The sequence below is a fragment of the Rhodobacter capsulatus SB 1003 genome, assembly GCF_000021865.1.
Taxonomy (GTDB): Bacteria; Pseudomonadota; Alphaproteobacteria; order Rhodobacterales; family Rhodobacteraceae; genus Rhodobacter; species Rhodobacter capsulatus_B.
In genome coordinates this window covers 2584288-2606458 of record NC_014034.1, presented here as the reverse complement: position 1 = coordinate 2606458, position 22171 = coordinate 2584288, and the positions used below count along the sequence as shown (strand labels likewise).

Here is a 22171-nt window from a genome sequence, read left to right as displayed (position 1 = left end):
AAGCGGGGGGGGGGCCGTCTCAGGCGTCCAGATCGATCCAGACCGGGACATGGTCCGAGGGTTTCTCGCCCGCGCGGACCTCCTTGTCGATGCCCGCATCGCGCAACAGATCGGCCGCCTGCGGCGAAAGCAGCAGGTGGTCGATGCGGATGCCGTTGTTCTTTTGCCAGGCCCCCGCCTGATAATCCCAGAACGAATACTGCCCCGGGCCCGGCACGCGGGCGCGGAAGGCATCGGTCAGGCCAAGGTTCACGATCCGCCGGAACGCCGCGCGGGTCTCGGGCAGGGCCAGCGCATCCGCGCGCCAGCTTTCCGGTTTCGCGGCATCCTCGTCTTGCGGGATCACGTTGTAATCGCCCGCGAAAACCAGCGGCTCCTCGCTGCGCAGCAGGGTTTCCACCCGCGCCTGCATCCGCGCCATCCAGGCCAGCTTGTAGTCATACTTCGGCCCCGGCGCGGGGTTGCCATTGGGCAGATACAGCCCGCAGACCCGCACCGCGCGGGTGCCGATCACCGTCGCCTCGATCCAGCGGGCCTGGTCGTCACTGTCGTCGCCGGGCAGGCCGCGCGTCACATCCTCCAGCGGCAACCGGCTCAGGATCGCGACGCCGTTGAAGCTTTTCTGCCCGTGCGTGTGCACCGTGTAGCCGGTACCGTCCAGCACCTCCTGCGGGAAGGCTTCGTCGGTCGACTTGATCTCCTGCAGCAGCACGACATCGGGCTCGGCCGCGCGCAGCCAGGCGGGCAGGGCCTCGGCGCGGGCCTTGATGCCGTTGATGTTGAAGGTGGCGATCTTCATGGTCTCTCCTTCGCGGGGCGGCTTACAGCAACAGCAGCACGATGATTTGCGGTGCCAGGATCCGCATGCACATCACCAGCGGATAGACCGAGGCATAGCCGACCGAGGCCGCCGCCGAGCCGGACATGCCATTGGCAAAGGCGAGCGCGGGCGGATCGGTCATCGACCCCGCCAGCACGCCCGAAAGGCTGAGGTAGTTCACCCGATAGACGACACGGGCGACAAAGCCCACGATCATCAGCGGCACGAGGGTGATCACCATGCCGTAAAGCATCCAGGTCAGCCCCGGCCCGTGGATCAGCGTCTGCACGAATTGTCCGCCCGCCTTCAGCCCGACCGCCGAGAGGAAGAGCACGATGCCCAATTCGCGCAGCGCATGGTTGGCGACGGGCGGCATGAAGAAGACGAAGGGACCAAGGAAACCGATGCGCGAGAGCAGGATCGCCGCGACAAGCGGCCCCCCCGCCAGACCCAGTTTCAAGGGCGCGGGCAGGCCCGGAAAGGCGATCGGGATCGAGCCGAGGATCACGCCGAGAAGGATGCCGAAGAAGACGCCGGAAAACTGCACCAGATCCAGGCTTTTCATCTGATCGCCAAAAAGCGGTTTCACCGCCTCGATATCGGCGGGGGCGCCGACCACGGTCAGGATGTCGCCGAATTGCAGCGCCAGATCGGGTTCGACCGGCAGCTGCGTCCCCGCCCGGGTGACGCGCGAAATCGAGACCGAGCGTTCTTCAAGCCCCAGATCGCGGATATGCTTGCCCAGCGCCTTTTGCGCCGTCACCGCGACGCGCTGCCAGCTCAGCTGCGTGCCCTTGGTCGAGGTGAGCGAGACATCCACCTCCTCGCCCAGGATCAGCACCATCGCATGCAGCTTGTCCGCGGGACCGACCAGATGCAGCACGTCGCCCATGTGCAGCGCCATCGAGCGCAACGGATGCATCAGCACCTCGCCGCGCTTGAGCCGCGACACCACAACGCCCTGATCGTAAAGATCGGGCACCTCGCCCAGTTCCAGCCCCTCAAGATTGGGGTTGCGCACCACCACGTTCAGCGCGGGCAGCTCCTTGGTGCCGCCCTTGGCCCGGGCCGCCTCGAAATCGGCCTCCTCGCGCTCGATGCGGATCGCCAGCACCTGCCGCACCGCGATCATCGTCAGCAAGATGCCAAGGATGCCAAAGGGATAGGCGACCGCATAGCCAAGCGAGGCTTCGGAAATCACCTCGGAGGGGATGCCCGCATCCTTCAGCACCTGCGTTGCCGCGCCCAGCCCCGGGGTGTTCGTCACCGCCCCCGACATCAGCCCGACCAGCGCGGGCACCGGAATGTCGGCGATGAAATGCAGCGCCACCGTGGTGGCCACGCCCAGAAGGACGATCGCGGCGGCGATCAGGTTAAACTGCAGGCCCGCCCGCTGCAACGAGGCGAAAAAGCCCGGCCCGACCTGGATGCCGATCGTGAAAACAAAGATGATGAGGCCGAATTCGCGCACGAATTCAAGCATTTCCGGGGCAAGGTGCAGGCCCGCGACCGAGGTCCAGTGACCGACGAAAAGCCCCGCGAACAGCACCCCCCCGATGCCCAGCCCGATGCCGCGCCAGTTCAGCCCGCCCAGAAGCAGACCCAGCGCCCCCGACAGGGCCAGCGCCGCCGTGGCCAGACCCACCGGCGAAATCGTGCTCAGGAAATGCAAAAGCGCCATGGTCCCCCCCTCCCGCGGGGGTGTCCTCGCCCCCACGGCAAATTGCGCTTCCCGGCCAGAGAGGTCAAGTTCTTGTTACCGGATGGAAAAAGGGGGCCAAAGCCCCCTTTTCGCGGCCGGCGCCCCGGTCGGGGCTCAGTCCAGATAGGGCATCGGATCGACCGAATCGTAGCCCTTGCGGACTTCGAAATGCAAAAAGCCGGTGTCGCCCGCGCGGACCTTGGCGATGCTCTGGCCGCGGCGCACCTTGTCGCCCTTGGCGACGGTGATGCCGTCGATATTGGCATAGACGGTCAGCAGCCCGCCCTCGTGGCGCAAAACCAGGATCGGCACCTGTTCGGTGTCCTTGGTGATCGCCGCGACTGTGCCCGCATCGGCGGCCTTGACCGCGGTTCCGGCGGCGGCGCGGATGTCCACCCCGTCGTTCTTGCCCTTGGCATAGGGGCGGATGATCGCGCCCGGCACCGGCATGACGAATTTCGAGCTGCGCGAGGCCTCGGTCCGGGCGGCGCCCAGATCGGGGGCGGCGGATGTGTCGACCGGGTCCGAGGCTTTCGGCGGCACCTCTTTCGGCAGCGGTTTCGCCGCCGAGGGCGGCTCGGGCGTGGGCGAGCCTTCGCCCGGTTCGGTCAGCGTCGCGGTGGCGGAGCGCGGCGCGGCGCCGGTCGCGGGCGGGATCATCAGCATCTGGCCCTCGCGCACGCTCAGATCGGCGGGCAGGCCGTTCCAGTCCGCCACCGATTTGGCGGGGACATTGTAATAGCGCGCGATCGAATAGGCGGTCTCGCCGCGGGCGACGCGGTGGCGGATCGGCTCGGCGCCGGTCTGGGCGGGGGCGGCCGGTTTCGCCACCGGGCTGGCACTTGGCGCGGCGGGACGGGGCGCGGTGGCGGGGGCCGCGGGCGTCTCGGCGGGCGGCTGGGTGACGGCGGCGCGGTCGATCGCGGCCCCCGCCAGCGAGGTGATGTCGATCCGCTCGCTGCCCGCGGCGGCAGCCCCGCCCGCGACGGCGGCGGGGGCCGGTTCGCCGACCCGTTTGGGCAGGGCCAGAACCTCGCCCTTGCCCAAGGGCGTGTTCGGCGCCAGCGCATTGTAGCGCGCCAGTTCCGCCGCATCGAGCCCCAGCCGCGAGGCGATCGAGCCGACGCTGTCGCCCTGCCGTGCGACGGCGACCTGATAATTCGGATAGGAAATCACCCCGCGCGCATCGGGGGCGGGGCGGTCGGCGGTGGCCTGCCGCACGGCGTCGGTGGTGTCGAAGCCGGTCTTGCCGAAATGGCGCAGGTCGGCATCGAAACTGCCGTCCTTGCCGCAACCGGCCAGCACGGCCAGCGCGACGCCGGTCAGCAGCACGCGGGTCAGTCGGCGGGAGTGGGGGGCTTGCATCGCTCGTCCTCGTTCGGTCTGTCGTTCTTCGGTCTCGTCCCGGTTCCGCGGGGACCCGGCTCAGTCGCCCGCCATGCCCTCGACCAGCGGCACGAAGCGCACCGGGCGCAACTCCTCGTAATCGAAGCCGGTTTCCAGTCGGGTCACGCGGATCAGGCTTTGCACGGTGTCGGACTGGCCGACCGGAAGCACCATGATACCGCCGATCTTCAGCTGCGACAACAGCGGCCCCGGCGGGTCCTCGGCGGCGGCGGTGACCAGGATCCGGTCAAAAGGCGCCTGATCGGGCAGCCCGCGCGAGCCATCGGTGGCCAGCGCGACGATATTGGGCAGCGACAGCGCCTCGAAGACCGCCTGCGCCTCGCGCACCAGACGGCGGTGGCGGTCGACCGTATAGACGCGGCGGCACAAAAGCGACAGCACCGCGGCCTGATAGCCAGAGCCGGTGCCGATTTCCAGCACCCGGTCGCGCGGGCCCACGGCCAGCGCCTGCGTCATCAGACCGACGACCGAGGGTTGCGAGATCGTCTGCCCGCAGGCGATCGGCAGCGGCATGTCCTCATAGGCGCGTTCGGCAAAGATGCCGCGCACGAAAGCGCCGCGGTCGATGCGTTCCATCGCCGACAGGATCCGGGCATCGGTCACGCCCTTCGAGCGCAGCGCGTAAAGGAACTGCATCTTGATCTGTGCGGCTTCGTCCTCGGTCATGCCAGCCGCGCCTCGAGATCGGCGAGCACGTCATGCGCGGTCAGATCGGCGCGCATCGGCGTGACCGAGATATGACCCTCCAGGTTCACCATCGCATCGGTGCCGGGCGCGGTGGCGCCATGCTGCGGACCGCCCTTGATCCACAGAAACCGCCGCCCATTGGGCGAAACGGCCGGTTCCACGGTGAAGAAACTGTCGCTCCGGTAGCCCTGCGCCGCGACCCGCGTGCCCCTGACCGCGGCGGCGGGGACGGGCGGGAAATTGACGTTGTAAAAGACCCGATAGGGGCCATCGTCCCAGATGCCGTTTTCCCAGATCCTGCGCACCAGAGCCGGGCCATGCACGCGGGCGGCCTCGAACGGGTCAAGCCCGGGGCCAAGGCAGGCCGGGCCGAGGAACTGGCTCAGCGCGATTGCGGGAATGCCCTGCAGCGCGGCCTCCATCGCCCCGCCAAGGGTACCAGAATAAAGCGCATTCTCGGCCGAGTTGTTGCCGCGGTTGACCCCCGACAGCACCAGATCCGGGCGCCCGTCGGTCAGCACGTCGTAAAGACCGGCCAGCACGCAATCGGCCGGGCTGCCCTCGGCGGCAAAGCGGCGCGGCGCCAGCTCGGCGATCGACATCGGCCGGTTGTAGCTGATCGCATGGCCGACGCCCGATTGCTCGAAGGCGGGGGCGACGGTCCAGACCTCGCCCGCCGGGCCCGCCAGCTCGGCCGCGATCGTTTCGAGCACCGAAAGCCCCGGCGCGTTGATGCCGTCGTCATTGGTGATCAGAATGCGCATGCGACCCTCGTTGCCCGGTTTCTGTCTGATTAGCCGCTGCGCCGCAGCCAAACAAGCAAGCCGCTGCACTTGGCGCGCAGGTGTGCCCTTGCGGACCCGGTCCGCCCCGGATCCGGCGGGGCAGGGGCCCCCCCCGTCCGTCAGATCTCGGCAAGAAGGCGTTTCGCTTCGTCGCGGCAATCGATCAGCGGCGTGCGGTCCTCGGACGGGAAGAAGCGCGCCCGCACGGCGGTGGCCATCGGCCGCGGCGCGACGATCTTCACCTTCGGGCCGATCTTCGCCGCCTCGACCGCATAGCTGCGGGCCAGCGCGATCTGCGCCGCCTTCGTCGCGCCGTAAGAGCCGAAATAGGGCTGGCCCGCCCGGTCATCCTCGAAGAAGACCGCCGTGCCGTCCCCCGCGCGCAGAAGCGGGTCGATCAGCGGGATCAGCGTCGCGGTGCCGGTCAGGTTCGTCGCCACCGATTTTTCCATGTCCTTGGCGTCGGAATGCGCGGCGGGGGAAAGCGGCGCGGCATGGACCGCGGTGTGGATCCACAGCTGCAGCCCGCCCCAGCGCCCGAGGATGCCATTGGCAAGGGTTTCCATTTCCTCGGGCTTGGTGATGTCCAAAGGTGCGAGCGTCGCCGAGCCGCCCTTGGCCTGAATGACGTCATCGAGCGCCTCGAGCCCGCCCACGGTGCGCGCCACCGCCATGATGTGCCAGCCCTCGGCCGCCAGCTCTTCGGCGATGGCAAAGCCGAGCCCGCGCGAGGCGCCGGTGACAAGGGCGAGTTTCTTGAAGGCGGTTCCGGTCATGGCGCAACTCCTGAGCGTTTCGCGCGGGTTTTAGGCCCGCTCCGGCGGCCGCGCAAGGGGCGCATTGGCGCGGGGGGGCGCCCGCGGCGCCGCGCCCGATCGCCGCTTTTTGCGGCCGCTTGCGCAGGCGGCGGGCAGGGCGGTAACTGCCTCTTTGCCGTTAGCGCCGATGCTCACGCAAAATCGCTTCACCTCGGGTTGCGCCCGGCGCGGTTTGGCGGTTCTGTAAGCCAGCCCCAAGCAAGGTTCCGGCATGACCGATCTGACGACCGACACCGATCCCAATCCCGGCCTGTTCGGGGAACTGGCCGATCTGGGGCGCATCCTGCGCACCGTGCGCAGCGGGCGGCGCATCCTGTGGCTGATCGGCGGGCTGGTCGCGGTGATCGCGGTGACCGCGGCGGCGCAGATCCTGCTCAATGCCTGGAACCAGCCCTTTTACGACGCGCTGACGCGCAAGGATTTCCCCGCCTTCGTGGTGCAGCTGGGGGTCTTTGCGGTTCTGGCGGGGGGGCTTCTGGCGCTGAACGTCGGGCAGCTCTGGCTGGATCAGACGCTGAAGCTGACCCTGCGGCGGGGCATCTTCACCGCGCTTTTGCACGACTGGATGCGGCCCGGGGCGGCGCTGCGGCTGTCGCGGGCGGGGCGGATCGGCGAGAATCCCGACCAGCGGCTGCAGGCCGATGTCGACGGGCTGGCCGATCTGTCCGTCGCGCTTGGCGTCGGGCTGTTTCAGGCGGGGCTGTTGCTGTTTTCCTTTGTCGGCGTGCTGTGGCACCATTCCGACGGGCTGTCGGTCTCGATCCTGGGCCGCGCGGTCGAGATCCCCGGTTTCATGGTCTGGTGCGCGCTTTTTTATGCCGGGCTCGCGTCCTGGCTGAGCTGGCGCGTCGGGCGGCCCCTGGTCGCGATGAGCGCCGAACGCGCCGCGCGCGAGGCCGATTTCCGCTTCGAGATCGTCCGCGTCAGCGAGGCCGCCGAGGCGATCACCCTGGACCGCGGCGAGCGGGTGGAGGCGCGGCGGATCAAGGCGGCCTTCGGGCGGCTGGTCGAGGTGATCCATGGCGTGATCCGCGCCACCGTGGGGCTGACCTGGGTCACGGCGGGCTCGGGCTGGTTCAACACGGTGGCGCCGATCCTTGCGGCGGCGCCGTTCTATTTCAGCACCGACATGACGATCGGCGAGCTGATGCTGGTGGTCGGCGCCTTCAACCAGGTGCAGGGCGCTTTGCGCTGGTTCATCAACAATTTCGCGGGCATCGCCAATTGGCGTGCGATCCTGCACCGGGTGATCAGTTTCCACCGCGCGCTGCGCGAGCTTTCGCAAGGCGACTGCGCGGCCCGGCCCGACCGCATCCGCCGCGATCCGGCCGAGGGCGGGATCGAGATCGAGGGGCTGTCGATCCTGACCCCCTATGTCTCGGTGCGGCTTGGCGAAGATCCGATCCGGCTGGCCCCGGGCGAGCGGCTGTTGCTCAAGGGCACGTCGGGCTCGGGCAAGACGATCCTGTTCCGCACGCTGGCGGGGCTTTGGGATCGCGGCGCGGGGCGCATTGCGATGCCGCAGGCCGGTGCGGTGATGTATCTGCCGACGCGGGCCTATGTGCCGCCGGGGCGGCTGATCGACGTGCTGGGCTATCCGCATTCGGCGGCGCATTTCCCCCGCCCCGAGGTCGAGGCGGCCTTGCAGACGGTGGGCCTTGGCCATCTGATGGCCAGCCTTGACGTGGATGAACATTGGGAAAAGCTGCTGTCGGAAAGCGAAAAGCACTGCGTGAGTTTTGCGCGGGTGATCCTGAACCGGCCGCAATGGCTGGTGATGGATGACACGCTGCCGCAGCTTGACCCCGATGCGCGGGACCGGATCGTGACGCTGCTGCGCGGGCCGCTGGCGCATTTGGGGCTGATCGACATCGGCAATGGCGGCACGCCGCAGGGCGTTTTCACCCGCACGGTGGAAATTCTGGCGGGCGAGGGCGTGGCCCTTTAGCCGCGATCCGGGCCGAGATGCGGACTTGCAAAGCCAAGGCGGCGCAGGCCGGTCTTCACCTCGGGGGCGGACATGAAGAGCCGCCACAAAAGACCCGTGCGGGCGTTTTCGATCATGCCGACGATCGGCCCCTGATCGATCGCCAGATGGCTTGCGGCCACCCAGCCGCGCGTGTCGTCAAAGGCATCGACAAGGCCGAAAGGCCCCCAAAGCTCGGGGCGCGCGGCCATGGCGCGGGCGGCAGAGAGGCTGGCGCGCGGCAGATAGGGCGCCGCGGCAAGCGCCGCGGTGGGGGCGATCACGCCCCTGTCGTTCGCGGGGGAAAAGGCGCCGTAGCCATCGGGCCCGTCGCAGGCGGTCAGCCCCCAGAAGGTCCCGTAACCCTTGAACTTGCCGGGGTTTTCCACGCAATGCGCATGGTTGATCCGGGTCTGGGCGCGGTTTTGCGCGAAATAGTCGATGCCGTCTTCGACCAGCCCGCGCGGGTCGAGGCCCAGAAAGGAATAATGGCTGAAGAACAAGGGCCCGCCCAGCGCCGGGCCGAGCGGCAGGCGGATGCGATGCCAGCTTTGGCCGTTGCGAAAGCCGGGGCTTTGCTTCCAGCCCTGCTGGTAAGCTTCGGGCGCGATCGGATGGGTGGGCGAGCCCGCGGCAAGGACAAAGGCGATCAGCCCCTCGTGCCAGCCCATCAGCGCAAGGCGGCCAAAGCCGTGATTGGGGCTCCAGTGCCAGTGCAGCCGGTCAGGGGTGGGGCAGAAACCGGCCCAATCGACCGCCCACCACAGCGCCTGAATGCGCGCGGCCAAAGCGGGGGCAAAGGGCGCAAGCCATTGCCGTGCCGTCAAAAGCCCCATCATCAGAAAGGCGGTCTCGACGATGTCGCCGCCGTCGTCATGGGGCGAAAAGGCGATGGTGGCGCCGGTTGCGCCGTGCATCCAATGCGGAAAGGCGCCGCGATGGCGGGGGGCGGCTTCGAGATGCGCCAAAATGCGGTCGATCTGCGCCAGCACGGCGTCGCGGGGCACGAAGCCGCGCTCGGCCCCCACGATCAGCGCCATCAGCCCAAAGCCGGTGCCGCCCGTCGTCACCGTGTCGAGCCAGCGGTCATCGCCGTATCTTTCCCGCGCCATCCCCGAGACGGGATGGGCAAATTCGGTGAAATAGCGCAGCGTTTCGGACTGGATGCGGTCCAGAAGGGCCGCGGTCCTCATTTCGTCCACCGGATCGAAATCTCTTGCGTGTCAAGCGCATGCGGGCCGATGTTGAGACGAAACGCGCCGCCCTCCCAGTCGCGGCGCATCTGCGCCAGATCGGGGCCGCGGTCATATTCAAGATCGGCCGCGGTGATCTGAAACCGCGCCGTGCCGGTTTCGCCCGGGGCCAGCGTGAGGCGCGCGAAGCCCTTCAATTCGCGCAGCGGCCGCGAGATTTCGGCGACCGGATCACGCAGGTAAAGCTGCACCGTTTCCGTGCCCGCCCGCGTGCCGGTGTTGGTGATGTCGAGGGTCACATCGAGCACCGCCGCGGCACCTTGCAGCTCGGTCGCGCTGAGCTGTGGTTGGCCATGGGCGAAGCTTGTGTAGCCAAGCCCGAAGCCCGCTGGGTAAAGCGGCGTATGCGGGCTTTCCAGAATGCAGGCGGTGGTGAATTTGCGAAACACATGCCGCCCCGTCGCGTCGATCTCGCTGTCGCCATAGACATCGACGCCGATCCCGTCCTGCGGCCGTCCCGAGGGCAGATCCTCGATCCGGAGCGGCAATTGCCCCACGTGACGGGGCAGCGAGATCGAAAGCCGCCCCTCCGGCGCGCGGTCGCCAAACAGGATTTCGGCAATCGCCGGGCCGCCCTCGGCGCCCGGATGGCCGGTCCAGATCAGCGCATCGGAGAGCGCGGCTTCCTCGGTCAGGGCCAGCGGGCGGCCGGAAATCACCAGCAGGATCAGCGGGATGCCGCGGTCTTTTGCGACCTGCGCCATTTCGCGGACAAGCCTTGGCTGCGCGCCGGGAAGCGTGATGTCAACCCGCGTCGAGCTTTCGCCGGAATGTTCCTTGGCCTCGCCCAGCGCCAGGATGATCGCATCGGCTGTCGCGGCAAGGGTGTGCGCCTCGGCCAGCATCGCCTCAAGGCTGCGGCTTTCCGGCGGCACCGAGGGCATGGCGCGGTTGTGCACATTCAGCCGCGCCGCCAGCGCCGGATCCTCGACGATGGAACAGCCCTTGGCGATCAGAACCCGGGTATCGGGCCCCGCGACGGCGGTCAGCCCCTCGGCAATTGTCACGCTGTCCATCGGGTTCACGTCGATGGCCCAGCTGCCCTGCATGTCGATCCGGTCCTCGGCCAAAGGCCCGATCAGGGCCAGCTTCTTGCCTCGGGCCAGCGGCAGAACCCCGGTATTCTTGAGCAGAACCAGCGACTTCGCGGCAGCTTCGCGGACAAGGGCGATATGGTCGGGGCAGCGGACCACCTTGGCGCGCAGATCTTCGTCCAGCCCCATGAACGGATCGGCGAAGAGGCCAAGGCGTTCTTTCGCCCGCAGCACCTGACGGCAGCGGGCGGTGATCTCGGCTTCGGTCACCGGGCCCCAGGGGCGGGCGTCGGGGGCGGATCTGCCCTCCTCGACCAGCGCCGCCAGATGATGCAGGAAGGCGCCCGAGACCAGATCGACGGCCACCCCGGCCTTGAAGGCGAGATAGGCGGCCGCGCGGGCATCGGCGGCGATGCCGTGGTGGATCAGCTCGGGGTCGATGGCGGTGAAATCGGTGACGATCATGCCCTCAAACCCGAACCGATCGCGCAGGATGTCTTGCAACAGCACCCGATGCGCGGTGGCGGGAATGTCGTTGATCGCGGAAAAGGCCACCATCACCGCACCGGCCCCCGCCGCCACGCCCGATTTGAAGGGCTCCATGATCCGCATCAGCGTCGCGGGGCTCGCCTCCACCGCCGCATAATCGCGCCCGGCGATGGACAGGCCGTAGCCCGCGAAATGCTTCAGGGTCGCCATCATCCGGTCGGGCCGGGCCATGTCGCCATCCGCCCCCTGATAGCCCGTCACGATCGCCTGCGCGATGGCGGCGCAAAGATGCGGCAGCTCGCCATGACCTTCGGCGATCCGGCCCCAGCGCGCGTCGTAGCTGATATCCAGCATCGGCGCCCAGGTGAGGGAGACGCCATCCGCCCGGGCCTCGCGCGCGGTCATTTGCGCGATGCGGGAGATCAGGTCGAGATCCCAGGAACACGACAGCGCCAGCGGGATCGGCCCGCAGGTGATATAGCGTTGCAGGCAGTCGCGGGCGAAGAAAAGCGGAATGCCATGCGGGCTTTCCTCAAGCGCCATGCGCTGCAGCACCCGCCGCTCGGCGATATTCGCCCCGGCAGAAGTGCCGCACAGATGGCCGCGGCGGATCAGCGTTTCGGTATCCGCCCCCTCGGCCGCGCCGGTCGTGGGCAGGCCCGCCGCATGGGGGAAGTTCAGCTGCCCGATCTTGTCGGCCAAACTCATCCGGCTCAGAAGATCGTCGAGAAAACCCTTGTCTTCCGAAGACTTGCGCATGGTCCAACCCCTTGGCTGCCTGAGGTCAGATTACTCCCGAAGGGGCGTAGCGCAAGCACAAAGGCTCAGGCGCGGGCGGGCAGGCGTTCGCGGGCGGTGCGGGCCGAGACCTCTTGCAGGCCGTGCACGAGCGAGATGCCCATGATGCCGTGATAAAGGATCGAGCCGCCCAGAATATGCAGGATGTAGATCCAGCCCTCGGCAAAGCCGCCGATCACCAGCACGACCAGCGAGCCCACCGCCGAGATCAGCAAGGACAAGAGCATCGCCCGGCCGTTCGGGCCACGCCGCCGCGCGACGATGGCGCGGCGTTCCAGTTCCGCGGCGCCAAACAGCAGGCCAAGCGAGAGCAGCAGGTAAAGAACGATGACGTAAAACATCGGGGGGCCTTTCGGGATCGTGGCAGCAGGCTAGCAGAAACGCCGGGGGCTCGCAACGTGGCCGGTCAGCCGCGCAGCACCACGCCCACGGCTTTCGCATCCGGGTAGACATCGGGTTTTTTCGAGGAAATCGCGGCATGGGCGACGCCGTCGAGGCCATGCACGAAGGCATGGATGCGCGAGACGAGTTCTTCCTGCGTGTCGATCCGGCTGCCGTTGAAGGAGCGGATGAACTCGGCCACGCGGTCGTAATCGAAGAAGCGCCCGGCCTGCCAGTCGGTGCCGGTCACGGTGATCTCGGCCGAGACGAGAACGCGCTGCATGCGCGCGCGCTCGAAGTCGTGGATGCCCAGAAACATCGTGATTTCAAGCTCTTCGAGGCGGATGATCAGATCAGCCATGCACATATCCCTCTTTCACCAGAAAGGCCACGTCGCGCGGCAGCTGCCACAGCGTCTGGCCGCCATCGACCGCGATCACCTCGCCCGTCACGCCCTTGGCCTCCCAGAAGTAAAGCGCCGTGCGCACCAGATCGGCCGGTTGAACCTGAATGCCCAAGGGGTTGATGCGGCTCGATTTCTCGAAATTCTCCGGGGTTTGCTTGCCGGAAATCAGCGTGATCGCCGGGGCGATGCCATTGACCCGCGGGCAACCGCCAAAGCGCATCGCCAGCATCTCGGTCGCGGCATGCAGCGCGGCCTTGGACAGCGTGTAGGAGAAGAAATCCGGGTTCAGCGCCAGCACCTTGTTGTCGAGCATGTTCAGGATCAGCGCATCTTCGCCGCTCCTGTCCTGCGCCGCCATCCGTGCGGCGAGCGCCAGCGGCGCCTTCAGGTTCACCGCGAAATGCGCGTCCATCTTCGCATCGCTCAGGCTGAAGATGTCGTCGTTCATGAAGTTCGAGGCGTTGTTCAAAAGCACATCGACCCGGCCCAGAAAACCCTGCGCCACGTCAAAGACCCGCTGCACCGCGGCCGCGTCGGACAGGTCGGCCTGCACCAGACGGCAGATCTCGCCCGACTGGTTCAGCTCACCCGCCAGCGCCTCGGCCTCGGTCGAGGAGCTGTTGTAATGCAGCACCACGCGAAAGCCGCGGGCGGCGAACCCCCGTGCCATCTCGGCGCCGATCCGCTTCGCGCCGCCGGTGATCAGAATGCCGGGCATGGGGTCTCCTTTCCTGTCTTCGGCCTATCTAGGGCGAGGGGGCGAAAAGAAAAAGGCCCCGAGGTTTCCCCCGGGGCCGATCGGTTGCAGGCGGGCTCAGATCTTGCCGTTGCGCTGCTGGATCATCATGAAGGTGTCGTAGTTGTATTCCGCGACCTGCGTCCACAGGTAGTGGTCGGCGCGGAAGGCCACCATCGAGTCGTAGATCTTCTTGAAGGCCGGGTTGGTCGCGGTCATTTCCGCATAGACCTCCTGCGCGGCGTTGAAGCAGGCCTCGAGGATCTCCTGGCTGAACGGACGCAGCTGCGCGCCATTCGCCACCAGCGATTTCAGCGCCAGCGGGTTCTTGTAGTCATATTTTTGCAGCATGTCGGCGTCTTCGGCCTGGCAAGCGGTGCGCAACAGCGCCTGATAGGCTTTCGGCAGACCCTCGTAGGCGGCCTTGTTGAACATGAAGTGGACGGTCGGGCCGCCTTCCCACCAGCCGGGATAGTAGTAATAGGGCGCGACCTTGTAGAAGCCGAGCTTCTCGTCGTCATAGGGGCCGACCCATTCGGTGGCGTCGAGCGTGCCCTTTTCCAGCGCCGGGTAGATGTCGCCGCCCGCCACCTGCTGCGGCACGAGGCCGAGCTTCTCCATCACCTTGCCCGCAAAGCCGCCGACCCGCATCTTGAGCCCCGACAGATCGGCCACGGTGTTGATTTCCTTGCGGAACCAGCCGCCCATCTGGGCGCCAGTGTTGCCGCCCGGGAAGCCGATCAGGCCCTGGGTCGCCAGGAATTCGTTGTAAAGGTCGATGCCGCCGCCGTGGTATTGCCAGGCGTTCATGCCCCGCGCCGAGAGCCCGAAGGGCACGGCCGCGCCCAGCGCCCAGGCCGGGTCCTTGCCCCAGTAGTAATAGCCGACGGTGTGGCAGGCCTCGACCGTGCCCGCGGCGGTGGCGTCGGCGGCCTGCAGGCCGGGGACGATCTCGGCGGCGGCGAAGACCTGGATCTGGAAATTGCCGTCCGAGGCTTCCGACACCATCTTCGAGAGCACTTCCGCCCCGCCATAGATCGTGTCGAGCGATTTCGGGAAGGACGAGGTCAGCCGCCACGTCACTTTCGGCATCGATTGCGCCAGCGCGGGCGTGGCCAGCGTGGTCGCGGCAGCGCCGCCGATCGCGGCCTTGGTCAGAAATGAACGACGATCCATTGGGTTCTCCTCCCGTTTGTTTCGGTCTGGTTCTTCATGCCGACCGGGTCGTTGCCCGGCCGGTCCGGCGCTCAAACTGGCATCGCGGGCCGGTTCTGTCCAGACGTCGCGCAGGAAAATTGCGCAAATCGGTCCGAAAACATGACCAGATGAACGCGGGTTCGCCTCTGGGTGGAAGATCCTGTGCCGAACTGCCGCATCTGCGGGCGGTGCAAGGCGGCTTTCGCCCTAGCGCATGTCGGGCAGCTGGATTCGGGCGACCTGTTCGGCGATCGGATCGACCGAAAGCGGGTGAATCTCTCCGGAATGGTCCTCGGGGTCGCCCAAGGGTTGCCAGCGCCCGGCCTTGAAGATTTCCAGCGCCGAGAATTTCGCCTTGTAGCCCATCTTGCGCGAGCCGGGCACCCAATAGCCCAGATAGACGTAAGGCAGGCCCGCGCGTTTCGCGATGGCGACGTGATCGAGGATCAGATGCGTGCCAAGGCTGAAGTCGATCTGGTCGGGGTCGTAGAAGCTGTAGACCATGCTCACGCCGTCATCGAGCACATCAGTCAGGCAGACGGCGGTCAGCGGGCGGGGGCCGGTTTCCACCCGGCCATCGCGATATTCGATGACGCGGGTCTTGACCGGCGTTTCCTCGATCATCGCGGCGAATTCGAAAATGTCCATGTCGGCCATGCCGCCATCGGCATGCCGCGCGTCAAGATAGCGGCGGAAGAGGGCGAATTGTTCCTCGGTGGCCCAGGGGCTGGTCGCGGTGCGCTTGAGATGGGTGTTGCGGTTGAGCACCTTGCGCTGCGTCCGGGTGGGCTCGAAATCGGCAACGCGGATGCGGGCCGAAAGACAGGCCGAGCAATCGGCGCAGGAGGGGCGGTAGAGCACGTTCTGCGAACGCCGGAAGCCCTGCCGCGACAGCGCATTGTTCAGCTTTTCGGCGCCTTCGCCCTGCAGGGCCGTGAACAGCTTGCGCTCCGACCGCCCGTCCAGATAGGGGCAGGGCTGCGGAGCGGTCACATAGAATTGCGGGGCAAGCGGAAGCGAATGGCGCATGAGAGACGGGGGCTGACGCGTCGAAGGCGATCGACGCAGCCCCACGCTATCAAAGCGCGGGCGCTGCGCCAAGGATTTCCTTCGAAAGCCGGGCAATGACCCCGCCCGGGGGGGCGGGGCGGGTGTCGGAGGCGGTCATTTCGCGCTGTCTTGCGGCTCCGCAGGCACCGGCGGCGCGGCGGCGGCGCGGGCGCGTTCTTCCATGTATTGGTCGAATTCGGCCTTGTCGCGGGCTTCGCGCAGCCGGATCAGGAAGGATTCGAATTCTTCCTGTTCGCGTTCGAGCCGGGCCAGCATGTCGGCGCGATAGGCGTCGAAGGCGGCATTGCCGGTCGGGCGCATGGCGTGGAAAGCATAGCCGCGCGCGAAGCGGGGGGTGAACCCGGCACGGGCGCGGCAGGTTCTGCCGCTGAAGCGGCCGGTCATCAGGATGAAGCCCAGCACAAGAAGAACGAGCGGGCCGGCGAAGATGAAGGAGCCGATCATCACGACGATCCAGCTCATCGGGCCGCGCTCGTCAAGCCAGGCCAGCGTGCGGGCGATCGTGCCGGGGCGCTCGGGGGCCGTGGTGCTGGCGGCGGTGGTATAAGTCATGGAACCCTCCGGGGTTTGATGTGAAGTCTTTTCACATTGCGAAGGTGGGGGAGGCGCGGGTCCGGGTCAAGAGGGGATGTGAAAGATTTTTACATTGCGCCGCAAGGGGTCGGGGAGAGATTTCGCCTCGGCTTGCGCCGAGGCGACCCGGCGGGGGCGCTGCCCCCCGCACCCCCCGGGATATTCGCGCCAAGATGACAGGGGCGGGGCATTTGCGCGCCTTGACCCGGGGCTTGCGGCGGCTAGTCTGGCGCCATGAGCCTTGCATCCCGCCTGACCCGCACGCCCGTTCCCCTTGATCCGGCCCGTGGCGCCGATGTCGTTGCCCGTTATGGCGATTTTCCGCCCGAAATCCGGGGGTTGATCGCGGGCACGGCGGGCTGTTCGCCCTATCTGGCGGGGCTTTTGGAACGCGAGGCGGATTGGGCGCGCGCGGCGTTGTCGAGCCCGGTCGAGGCGGCCTTCGACGCCGAGATCGCCCGGTTGCAGGGGATCGAGCTGGAGGCGCTGGGGGCCGAGCTGCGCCGGGCGAAGCGGCGGCTGGCGCTGCTGATCGCGCTGGCCGATCTGGGGGGCGTCTGGGCGCTGGAGCAGGTGACCGGGGCGCTGACGACGCTGGCCGATACCGCCGTCGATCTGGCGCTGCGCCGCCTTGTCGCCGACGAGATCCGGCGGGGCAAGCTGCCCGGCAAGGGCCCGGACGACGCCGCCCGCGCGGGCGGCATGGTGGCTTTGGCGATGGGGAAGATGGGGGCGCATGAGCTCAATTATTCCTCGGACATCGATCTGATCTGTCTTTTCGACGAGACCCAGTTTGCCCCCGATGACCGGATGGAGGCACGCGCGGCCTTTATCCGGGTGACGCGGAAAATGTCGGCCCTGATCAATGACATCACCGCCGAGGGCTATGTCTTTCGCACCGATCTGCGGCTGCGCCCCGATGCCTCGGTGACGCCCGTTTGCATCTCGATGGGGGCGGCGGAGCTTTATTACGAGGCGGAGGGGCGGACCTGGGAACGCGCCGCCTATATCAAGGCGCGGCCCTGTGCGGGCGACATTGCGGCGGGCGAGAAATTCCTGCGCGCGCTGACCCCTTTCGTCTGGCGCAAGCATCTGGATTTCGCCGCGATTCAGGATGCCCATGACATGCGGCTGCGGATTCGCGCCCACAAGGGGCTGGGCGGCGCGATCGAAGTGGCCGGGCACAATCTGAAGCTGGGTCAGGGCGGCATCCGCGAGATCGAATTCTTCACCCAGACAAGGCAGCTGATCGCGGGCGGGCGCGATGCCGAGCTGCGCGACCGCACCACCCTTGGCGGTCTTGCGAAACTGGCCGCCAAGGGCTGGGTGCCTGCCGATGTCGCCTGCGAGCTGACCGATCACTACCGCGAGCACCGCGAGATCGAGCATCGCATCCAGATGGTGAACGATGCCCAGACCCAGCTGATGCCGACCACGCCCGAGGGGATCGACCGGATCGCGCGGCTGATGGGGGCGGGCGACACCGCCGCCTGGACGGCGCGGCTGAAGGACCGTCTGACCCGGGTCGAGGCGCTGACCGGGGCGTTCTTTGCCCCCGCCGAGGCGGCGGCGCGGCCCGATCTGAGCCCCGAGGCCGAGGCGATCGTCGGGGCCTGGACGCGGTATCCGGCGCTGCGCTCGGACCGGGCGCAGGCGATCTTCCGGCGCATCGAGCCCGAGATCCTGAAGCGGATGGAGCGCGCGGCAAGCCCCGAGGAGGCGCTGCGCCAGTTCGACGGCTTCCTCGCGCGGTTGCCTGCGGGGGTGCAGCTGTTTTCGCTGTTCGAGGCGAACCCCTCGCTGATCGATCTGATCGTCGATATCTGCGCGACGGCGCCCGGGCTTGCCGCGCATCTGAGCCGCAATCCGGGCGTTTTCGACGCGGTGATCGGCGGGTCGTTCTTTGCCGCCTGGCCCGGGGCCGAGGCCCTGGCCGAGAGCTTTCGCACGACGCTGGCGGCGGTGCCGGATTACGAGAAAAAGCTGGATGCGGCGCGGCGCTGGGCCAAGGAATTCCGCTTTCGCGTCGGCGTGCATCATCTGCGCGGGCTGATCGACGCGGCCGAGGCGGCGCGGTTTTATGCCGATATCGCGGGCACCGCCGTCACCGGGCTCTGGCCCGAGGTGGTGGCGGAATTCGCGCGTCGGCATGGGTCGCAACCCGGGCGGGGGGCGGTGGTGCTGGGGATGGGCTCGCTGGGCGCCGAGCGGCTGAATGCGGCCTCCGATCTCGATCTGATCATCATCTATGACGCGCTGGGGGTCGAGCAGTCGGAGGGGCCGAAGCCCTTGGCGACGCGGCAATATTTCGCCCGCCTGACGCAGGCCTTCATCACCGCGCTGACCGCGCCGATGCCCGAGGGGCGGCTTTACGAGGTCGACATGCGGCTGCGGCCTTCGGGGCGGGGCGGGCCGGTGGCGGTCTCGCTCGACAGTTTCCGCGACTATCAGCGGACCGAGGCCTGGACCTGGGAACATCTGGCGCTGACGCGGGCGCGGGTGCTGGCGGGCGATGCCGGCCTTGGCGCCGATGTCGAGGCGGCGCGGCTGGCCGTTCTGGCCGAAAAGGGCGGCGATCCGAAGGTGATGCCCGATCTGGCCGAGATGCGGGCGCGGATCTTTGCCGCCAAGGCCCCCGATGGCGCCTGGGAGGCGAAGATCGGCCCCGGGCGGCTGCAGGACATCGAACTGCTGGCGCAAAGTTTCGCGCTGCGCGCCGGCGAGCCCGCCCGGAAGGTCGAGGCGCAGCTGCGCATCGGTCCGCGCCGGGGGTTTGTCACGAAAGCCGAGGGCGAGACGCTGGCCTCGGCCTATCGCTTCCTGTGGCGGCTGCAGGCGGGGGGGCGGCTTTTGACCGACCGGCCGCTGGATCTGCAGGCGCTGGGCGAGGGCGGGCGGGCGTTTTTGCTGCGCGAACTGGGCGAAGACAGTCTGGACGCCCTTGCCGAACGGCTGGCGCGCACCACATCCGAGGTTGCGGCGCTCGTCGAGAAGGCGCTCGGCTGACGGGAGGGCGAAGATGGATCTGAAACTGGCGGACCCGAAGGGGCTTTTGCGCGAGAGCTATCGCATCGAGGGGATCGGGGCGGTCGAATGCCGGTCGATCTTTCTGGATTGGGCGCTCAGCCTTGCGCCGGGCACCGATCAGACCGCGGCGATGCGGGTGGTTCTGACCAGCTATGGCGCCGATGCGGGCCATCCGATGTCGCAGGTTCTGGCCGAGGGGCTGACCCGCGCGGAAACCCCGCCCGCCCGGCGCGGCGGCCGGGCAGGTCGGATGTCGGTCTGATCAGCCAAGCGTCGCGCGCGAGAGCGCGGCGGCATCCGTTGCCAGCGCCTCGATCGCGGCCCAGTTGCCCGCGCTCATCATGCCCTGCGGCGCGACCCAGGAGCCGCCGACGCACATCACGTTCGGAAGCGTCAGGTAATCGCGCGCATTCTTCAGGCTGACGCCGCCGGTGGGGCAGAACGAGACTTTCGGCAGCGGCCCGCCCATGGCCTTCAGCGCGGCCGCACCGCCCGAGGTTTCGGCGGGGAAGAATTTCAGCATGTCATAACCGAGTTCCAGCGCCCGCATCACCTCGGATGCGGTGACGGCGCCGGGAAGCAGCGGCAGGCCCTCGTCCTCGCAGGCCTTCACCAGGCTGTCGGTCAGGCCCGGGGCGACGCCGAATTGCGCGCCCGCGGCCTTGGCGGCCTTGACATCGGCGGGGGTCAGAAGCGTGCCCGCGCCGACGACGCCGCCTTCGACATCGACCATGGCGCGGATCGCCTCAAGCGCGCAGGCGCTGCGCAGGGTCACCTCGAGCGCCTTCAGCCCGCCCGCCACCAGCGCCTTGGCCAGGGGCTGGGCATGGGCCAGGTCCTGCACCACGATCACGGGCACGATGGGGGCAAGCGCACAGAATTCGCGCGCTTTCGCGGATTGGGCGGTGGGGGTCATGAGGGGCCTCCTGAGGCGATTACATCTGGCTAAGTGCGTATTTTCGCCAAGAAAAAGCTGCGGTCTTTTTCTTGGCCCAAATACGCTTCCGCCGTCACACTATCACGGACGCGCCGGAGGTGGCAGGGCCGGTGTTGCGGCGGAACGTCTCGAACAGCTCGCGGCCCAGCCCGGTGCGATTGGCGCTCAGATCGGGGGAGACGGGGGTGCGGGTCTCAAAGCCCGCGGTCAGGCAGATCAGTTCCCCGGTGTCGGCATCAAGCCGGATCAGATCGCCGTCTTGCAGCTTCGCCAAGGGCCCGCCACAGGCGGCCTCGGGGCTGACATGGATCGCGGCGGGGACCTTGCCGCTGGCCCCCGACATCCGGCCATCGGTGACCAAGGCGACGCGCAAGCCGCGGTCTTGCAGCACCGAAAGCGTGGGCGTCAGCGAATGCAGTTCCGGCATGCCATTCGCCTGCGGCCCCTGAAAGCGCACCACGACCACGGTATCGGCGGTGAAGTCGCCGCGCTTGAAGGCCTCTTTCACCGCGTCCTGGCTTTCGAAGATGCGGGCCGGGGCCTCGATCACATGACGGTCGGGGGCGACGGCCGAGACCTTGATCACGCCGCGACCAAGATTGCCCGCGAGCTGCTTCAGCCCGCCCGTTGCCGCGAAGGGGGTGGCGGCAGGGCGCAGGATGCGGTCGTTCAGGCTGTCTTCCGGCCCCTCGACCCAGGTCAGGCGGCCCTCGATCAGCTTCGGTTCCTGTGTGTAGCGCGCAAGGCCCGGGCCCGCGACGGTGTTGACATCGGCGTGCAAAAGCCCCGCGCGCAGAAGATGGCGGATCAGGAATTGCAGCCCGCCCGCGGCGTGAAAGGCGTTCACATCGGCCAGCCCGTTCGGATAGACCTTGGCCATCAGGGGGACGACATCCGAAATCTCGTCGAAATCCTGCAGATCCAGTTCAATCCCCGCCGCCCGTGCCATCGCGGGCAGGTGCAGCACAAGATTGGTCGAGCCGCCCGTGGCCATCAGCCCGACAAGCCCGTTGACGAAGGCGCGCTCATCGAGCAGATGCCCGACCGGCAGGGCATCGGCGCCGAGCGCGGTGATCTCGGCCACCCGCTGCGCCCCCGCGCCCGTCAGCGCATCGCGCAGGGGCGTGTGCGGGTTGACGAAACTGGACCCCGGCAGATGCAGGCCCATCACCTCCATCAGCATCTGGTTGGTGTTCGCGGTGCCGTAAAAGGTGCAGGTGCCCGGCCCGTGATAGGAGGCCATCTCGGCCGCCATGAGCTTGTCGCGGCCCACCTCGCCCGTGGCAAATTGTTGCCGCACCTTGGCTTTTTCGTCATTCGGCAGGCCCGCCGTCATCGGCCCCGCGGGCAGGAAGATCGCGGGCAGATGGCCGAAGGTCGCCGCCGCCATCACCAGACCCGGCACGATCTTGTCGCAGACGCCGAGGAAAATCGCGGCGTCAAACGTGTCATGCGAGAGCGCGATCCCGGCCGCCAGCGCGATCACCTCGCGCGAAAAAAGCGACAGCTCCATCCCCGCCCGGCCCTGGGTGACGCCATCACACATCGCGGGCACGCCGCCCGCCACCTGCGCCGTCGCCCCGATCTCGCGCAAGGCCGCCTTGATCTGCGCCGGGTAATCGGCATAGGGCGCATGGGCCGAAAGCATGTCATTGTAAGCGGTGACGATGCCGACATTCGGGCCCCGCCCCTCGGCCAAAGGCGTCTTGTCCGGCCCCATCGCGGCATAGGCATGGGCCTGATTGCCGCAGGTCAGATGCGCCCGCGCCGGGCCCGCGGCGGCCGCTGCCGCGATCCGTGCCAGATAATCGCCCCGCCGCGCGGCCGAGCGGGCGCGGATGCGATCCGTCACCCGGGCAATCGTGGCGTTCAGCGGTGCGGCAGTCTCGGTCATGGTCGGATCCAGCTTTGGCGAAGGCTCGGGATGCCCCGCATATAATCAGTTAGCGCTAACAAATCAATCCTGCTTTCCCTCTTGCGCGCCACGGCGGGCAAGGTCCAGCGAATTTCCGCGAAAATCCGAAGGGTGTGGCGCAGAGGAAGCAAAACCGCGCCGATGCGGGCTTTGCGCGGCGCGAAACTCG

Annotated in this window: 19 protein-coding genes; 3 read left to right on the top strand and 16 right to left on the bottom strand. The window is 67.8% G+C overall.

From position 1 onward, the window contains the following. Positions 1–19: 19 nt before the first annotated feature. The 6 genes from xth to RCAP_RS11980 form a co-directional block, all read right to left on the bottom strand. Positions 20–799, bottom strand: coding sequence for an exodeoxyribonuclease III (gene xth, locus RCAP_RS12005; RefSeq protein WP_013068138.1), 780 nt, complete (start codon positions 797–799; stop codon positions 20–22). A gap of 22 nt (positions 800–821) precedes the next feature. Next, positions 822–2501, bottom strand: coding sequence for a putative transporter (locus tag RCAP_RS12000; protein WP_013068137.1), 1680 nt, complete (start codon positions 2499–2501; stop codon positions 822–824). A 135-nt stretch (positions 2502–2636) separates the two neighbouring features. Further along, positions 2637–3887 carry a LysM peptidoglycan-binding domain-containing M23 family metallopeptidase gene (locus RCAP_RS11995; protein WP_013068136.1) on the bottom strand — a complete coding sequence of 417 codons (1251 nt, stop codon included), beginning with the start codon at positions 3885–3887 and terminating at the stop codon, positions 2637–2639. A gap of 60 nt (positions 3888–3947) precedes the next feature. Next, positions 3948–4595 (bottom strand): protein-L-isoaspartate(D-aspartate) O-methyltransferase, encoded by a 648-nt coding sequence (locus tag RCAP_RS11990; RefSeq protein ID WP_013068135.1) that lies wholly within the window; start codon positions 4593–4595, stop codon positions 3948–3950. Further along, the gene (surE, locus tag RCAP_RS11985; RefSeq protein WP_013068134.1) at positions 4592–5380 is read right to left on the bottom strand and encodes a 5'/3'-nucleotidase SurE; all 789 of its coding nucleotides are present in this window, start codon (positions 5378–5380) and stop codon (positions 4592–4594) included. The genes RCAP_RS11990 and surE overlap by 4 nt, the downstream gene beginning before the upstream one ends. Positions 5381–5520: 140 nt before the next feature. Further along, a complete protein-coding gene (locus RCAP_RS11980; RefSeq protein WP_013068133.1) occupies positions 5521–6177 on the bottom strand; it encodes an SDR family NAD(P)-dependent oxidoreductase in 657 nt (218 codons plus the stop codon). 253 nt (positions 6178–6430) lie between these two features. Here RCAP_RS11980 and RCAP_RS11975 point away from each other — a divergent pair, with 253 nt between their 5' ends. Continuing rightward, complete coding sequence (locus RCAP_RS11975; protein ID WP_013068132.1) at positions 6431–8167, top strand: ABC transporter ATP-binding protein/permease; 1737 nt, start codon at positions 6431–6433, stop codon at positions 8165–8167. Here the strand turns inward: RCAP_RS11975 and RCAP_RS11970 are convergent. The 8 genes from RCAP_RS11970 to RCAP_RS11935 all read right to left on the bottom strand — a co-directional run bounded on the left by RCAP_RS11970 (position 8164) and on the right by RCAP_RS11935 (position 16102). Beyond that, positions 8164–9378, bottom strand: a complete 1215-nt coding sequence (locus RCAP_RS11970; RefSeq protein ID WP_013068131.1) for a glucoamylase family protein — start codon at positions 9376–9378, stop codon at positions 8164–8166. The two genes, RCAP_RS11975 and RCAP_RS11970, sit on opposite strands and share 4 nt — an antisense overlap. Continuing rightward, positions 9375–11720, bottom strand: coding sequence for a glycoside hydrolase family 3 N-terminal domain-containing protein (locus RCAP_RS11965; RefSeq protein WP_013068130.1), 2346 nt, complete (start codon positions 11718–11720; stop codon positions 9375–9377). Before RCAP_RS11965 ends, RCAP_RS11970 begins: the two co-directional genes overlap by 4 nt. A gap of 65 nt (positions 11721–11785) precedes the next feature. Then, the gene (locus RCAP_RS11960; RefSeq protein WP_013068129.1) at positions 11786–12100 is read right to left on the bottom strand and encodes a hypothetical protein; all 315 of its coding nucleotides are present in this window, start codon (positions 12098–12100) and stop codon (positions 11786–11788) included. Between the two features lie 65 nt (positions 12101–12165). Beyond that, on the bottom strand, positions 12166–12501 hold the full coding sequence (locus RCAP_RS11955) for a dihydroneopterin aldolase (protein WP_013068128.1): 336 nt from the start codon (positions 12499–12501) through the stop codon (positions 12166–12168). Next, entirely contained in the window at positions 12494–13264 is a 771-nt protein-coding gene (locus RCAP_RS11950) for an SDR family oxidoreductase (RefSeq protein ID WP_013068127.1), read from the bottom strand. The genes RCAP_RS11955 and RCAP_RS11950 overlap by 8 nt, the downstream gene beginning before the upstream one ends. Before the next feature lie 96 nt (positions 13265–13360). Next, positions 13361–14458, bottom strand: coding sequence for a TRAP transporter substrate-binding protein (locus tag RCAP_RS11945; protein ID WP_013068126.1), 1098 nt, complete (start codon positions 14456–14458; stop codon positions 13361–13363). 228 nt (positions 14459–14686) lie between these two features. Further along, positions 14687–15508 carry an arginyltransferase gene (locus RCAP_RS11940; RefSeq protein WP_013068125.1) on the bottom strand — a complete coding sequence of 274 codons (822 nt, stop codon included), beginning with the start codon at positions 15506–15508 and terminating at the stop codon, positions 14687–14689. A gap of 135 nt (positions 15509–15643) precedes the next feature. Further along, positions 15644–16102, bottom strand: coding sequence for a DUF2852 domain-containing protein (locus RCAP_RS11935; RefSeq protein WP_013068124.1), 459 nt, complete (start codon positions 16100–16102; stop codon positions 15644–15646). Positions 16103–16357: 255 nt separating this feature from the next. Here RCAP_RS11935 and RCAP_RS11930 point away from each other — a divergent pair, with 255 nt between their 5' ends. Then, the gene (locus RCAP_RS11930; RefSeq protein WP_013068123.1) at positions 16358–19129 is read left to right on the top strand and encodes a [protein-PII] uridylyltransferase family protein; all 2772 of its coding nucleotides are present in this window, start codon (positions 16358–16360) and stop codon (positions 19127–19129) included. Between the two features lie 13 nt (positions 19130–19142). After that, a complete protein-coding gene (locus tag RCAP_RS11925; protein ID WP_013068122.1) occupies positions 19143–19412 on the top strand; it encodes a hypothetical protein in 270 nt (89 codons plus the stop codon). Here RCAP_RS11925 and RCAP_RS11920 read toward each other — a convergent pair whose 3' ends face one another. Both RCAP_RS11920 and edd read right to left on the bottom strand, forming a co-directional pair. After that, positions 19413–20066: a bifunctional 4-hydroxy-2-oxoglutarate aldolase/2-dehydro-3-deoxy-phosphogluconate aldolase gene (locus tag RCAP_RS11920; protein ID WP_013068121.1), complete on the bottom strand. Its 654-nt coding sequence runs from the start codon at positions 20064–20066 to the stop codon at positions 19413–19415. It lies immediately after the preceding gene. Positions 20067–20160: 94 nt separating this feature from the next. Further along, positions 20161–21981: a phosphogluconate dehydratase gene (gene edd, locus RCAP_RS11915; RefSeq protein ID WP_013068120.1), complete on the bottom strand. Its 1821-nt coding sequence runs from the start codon at positions 21979–21981 to the stop codon at positions 20161–20163. Between the last annotated feature and the right edge of the window lie 190 nt (positions 21982–22171).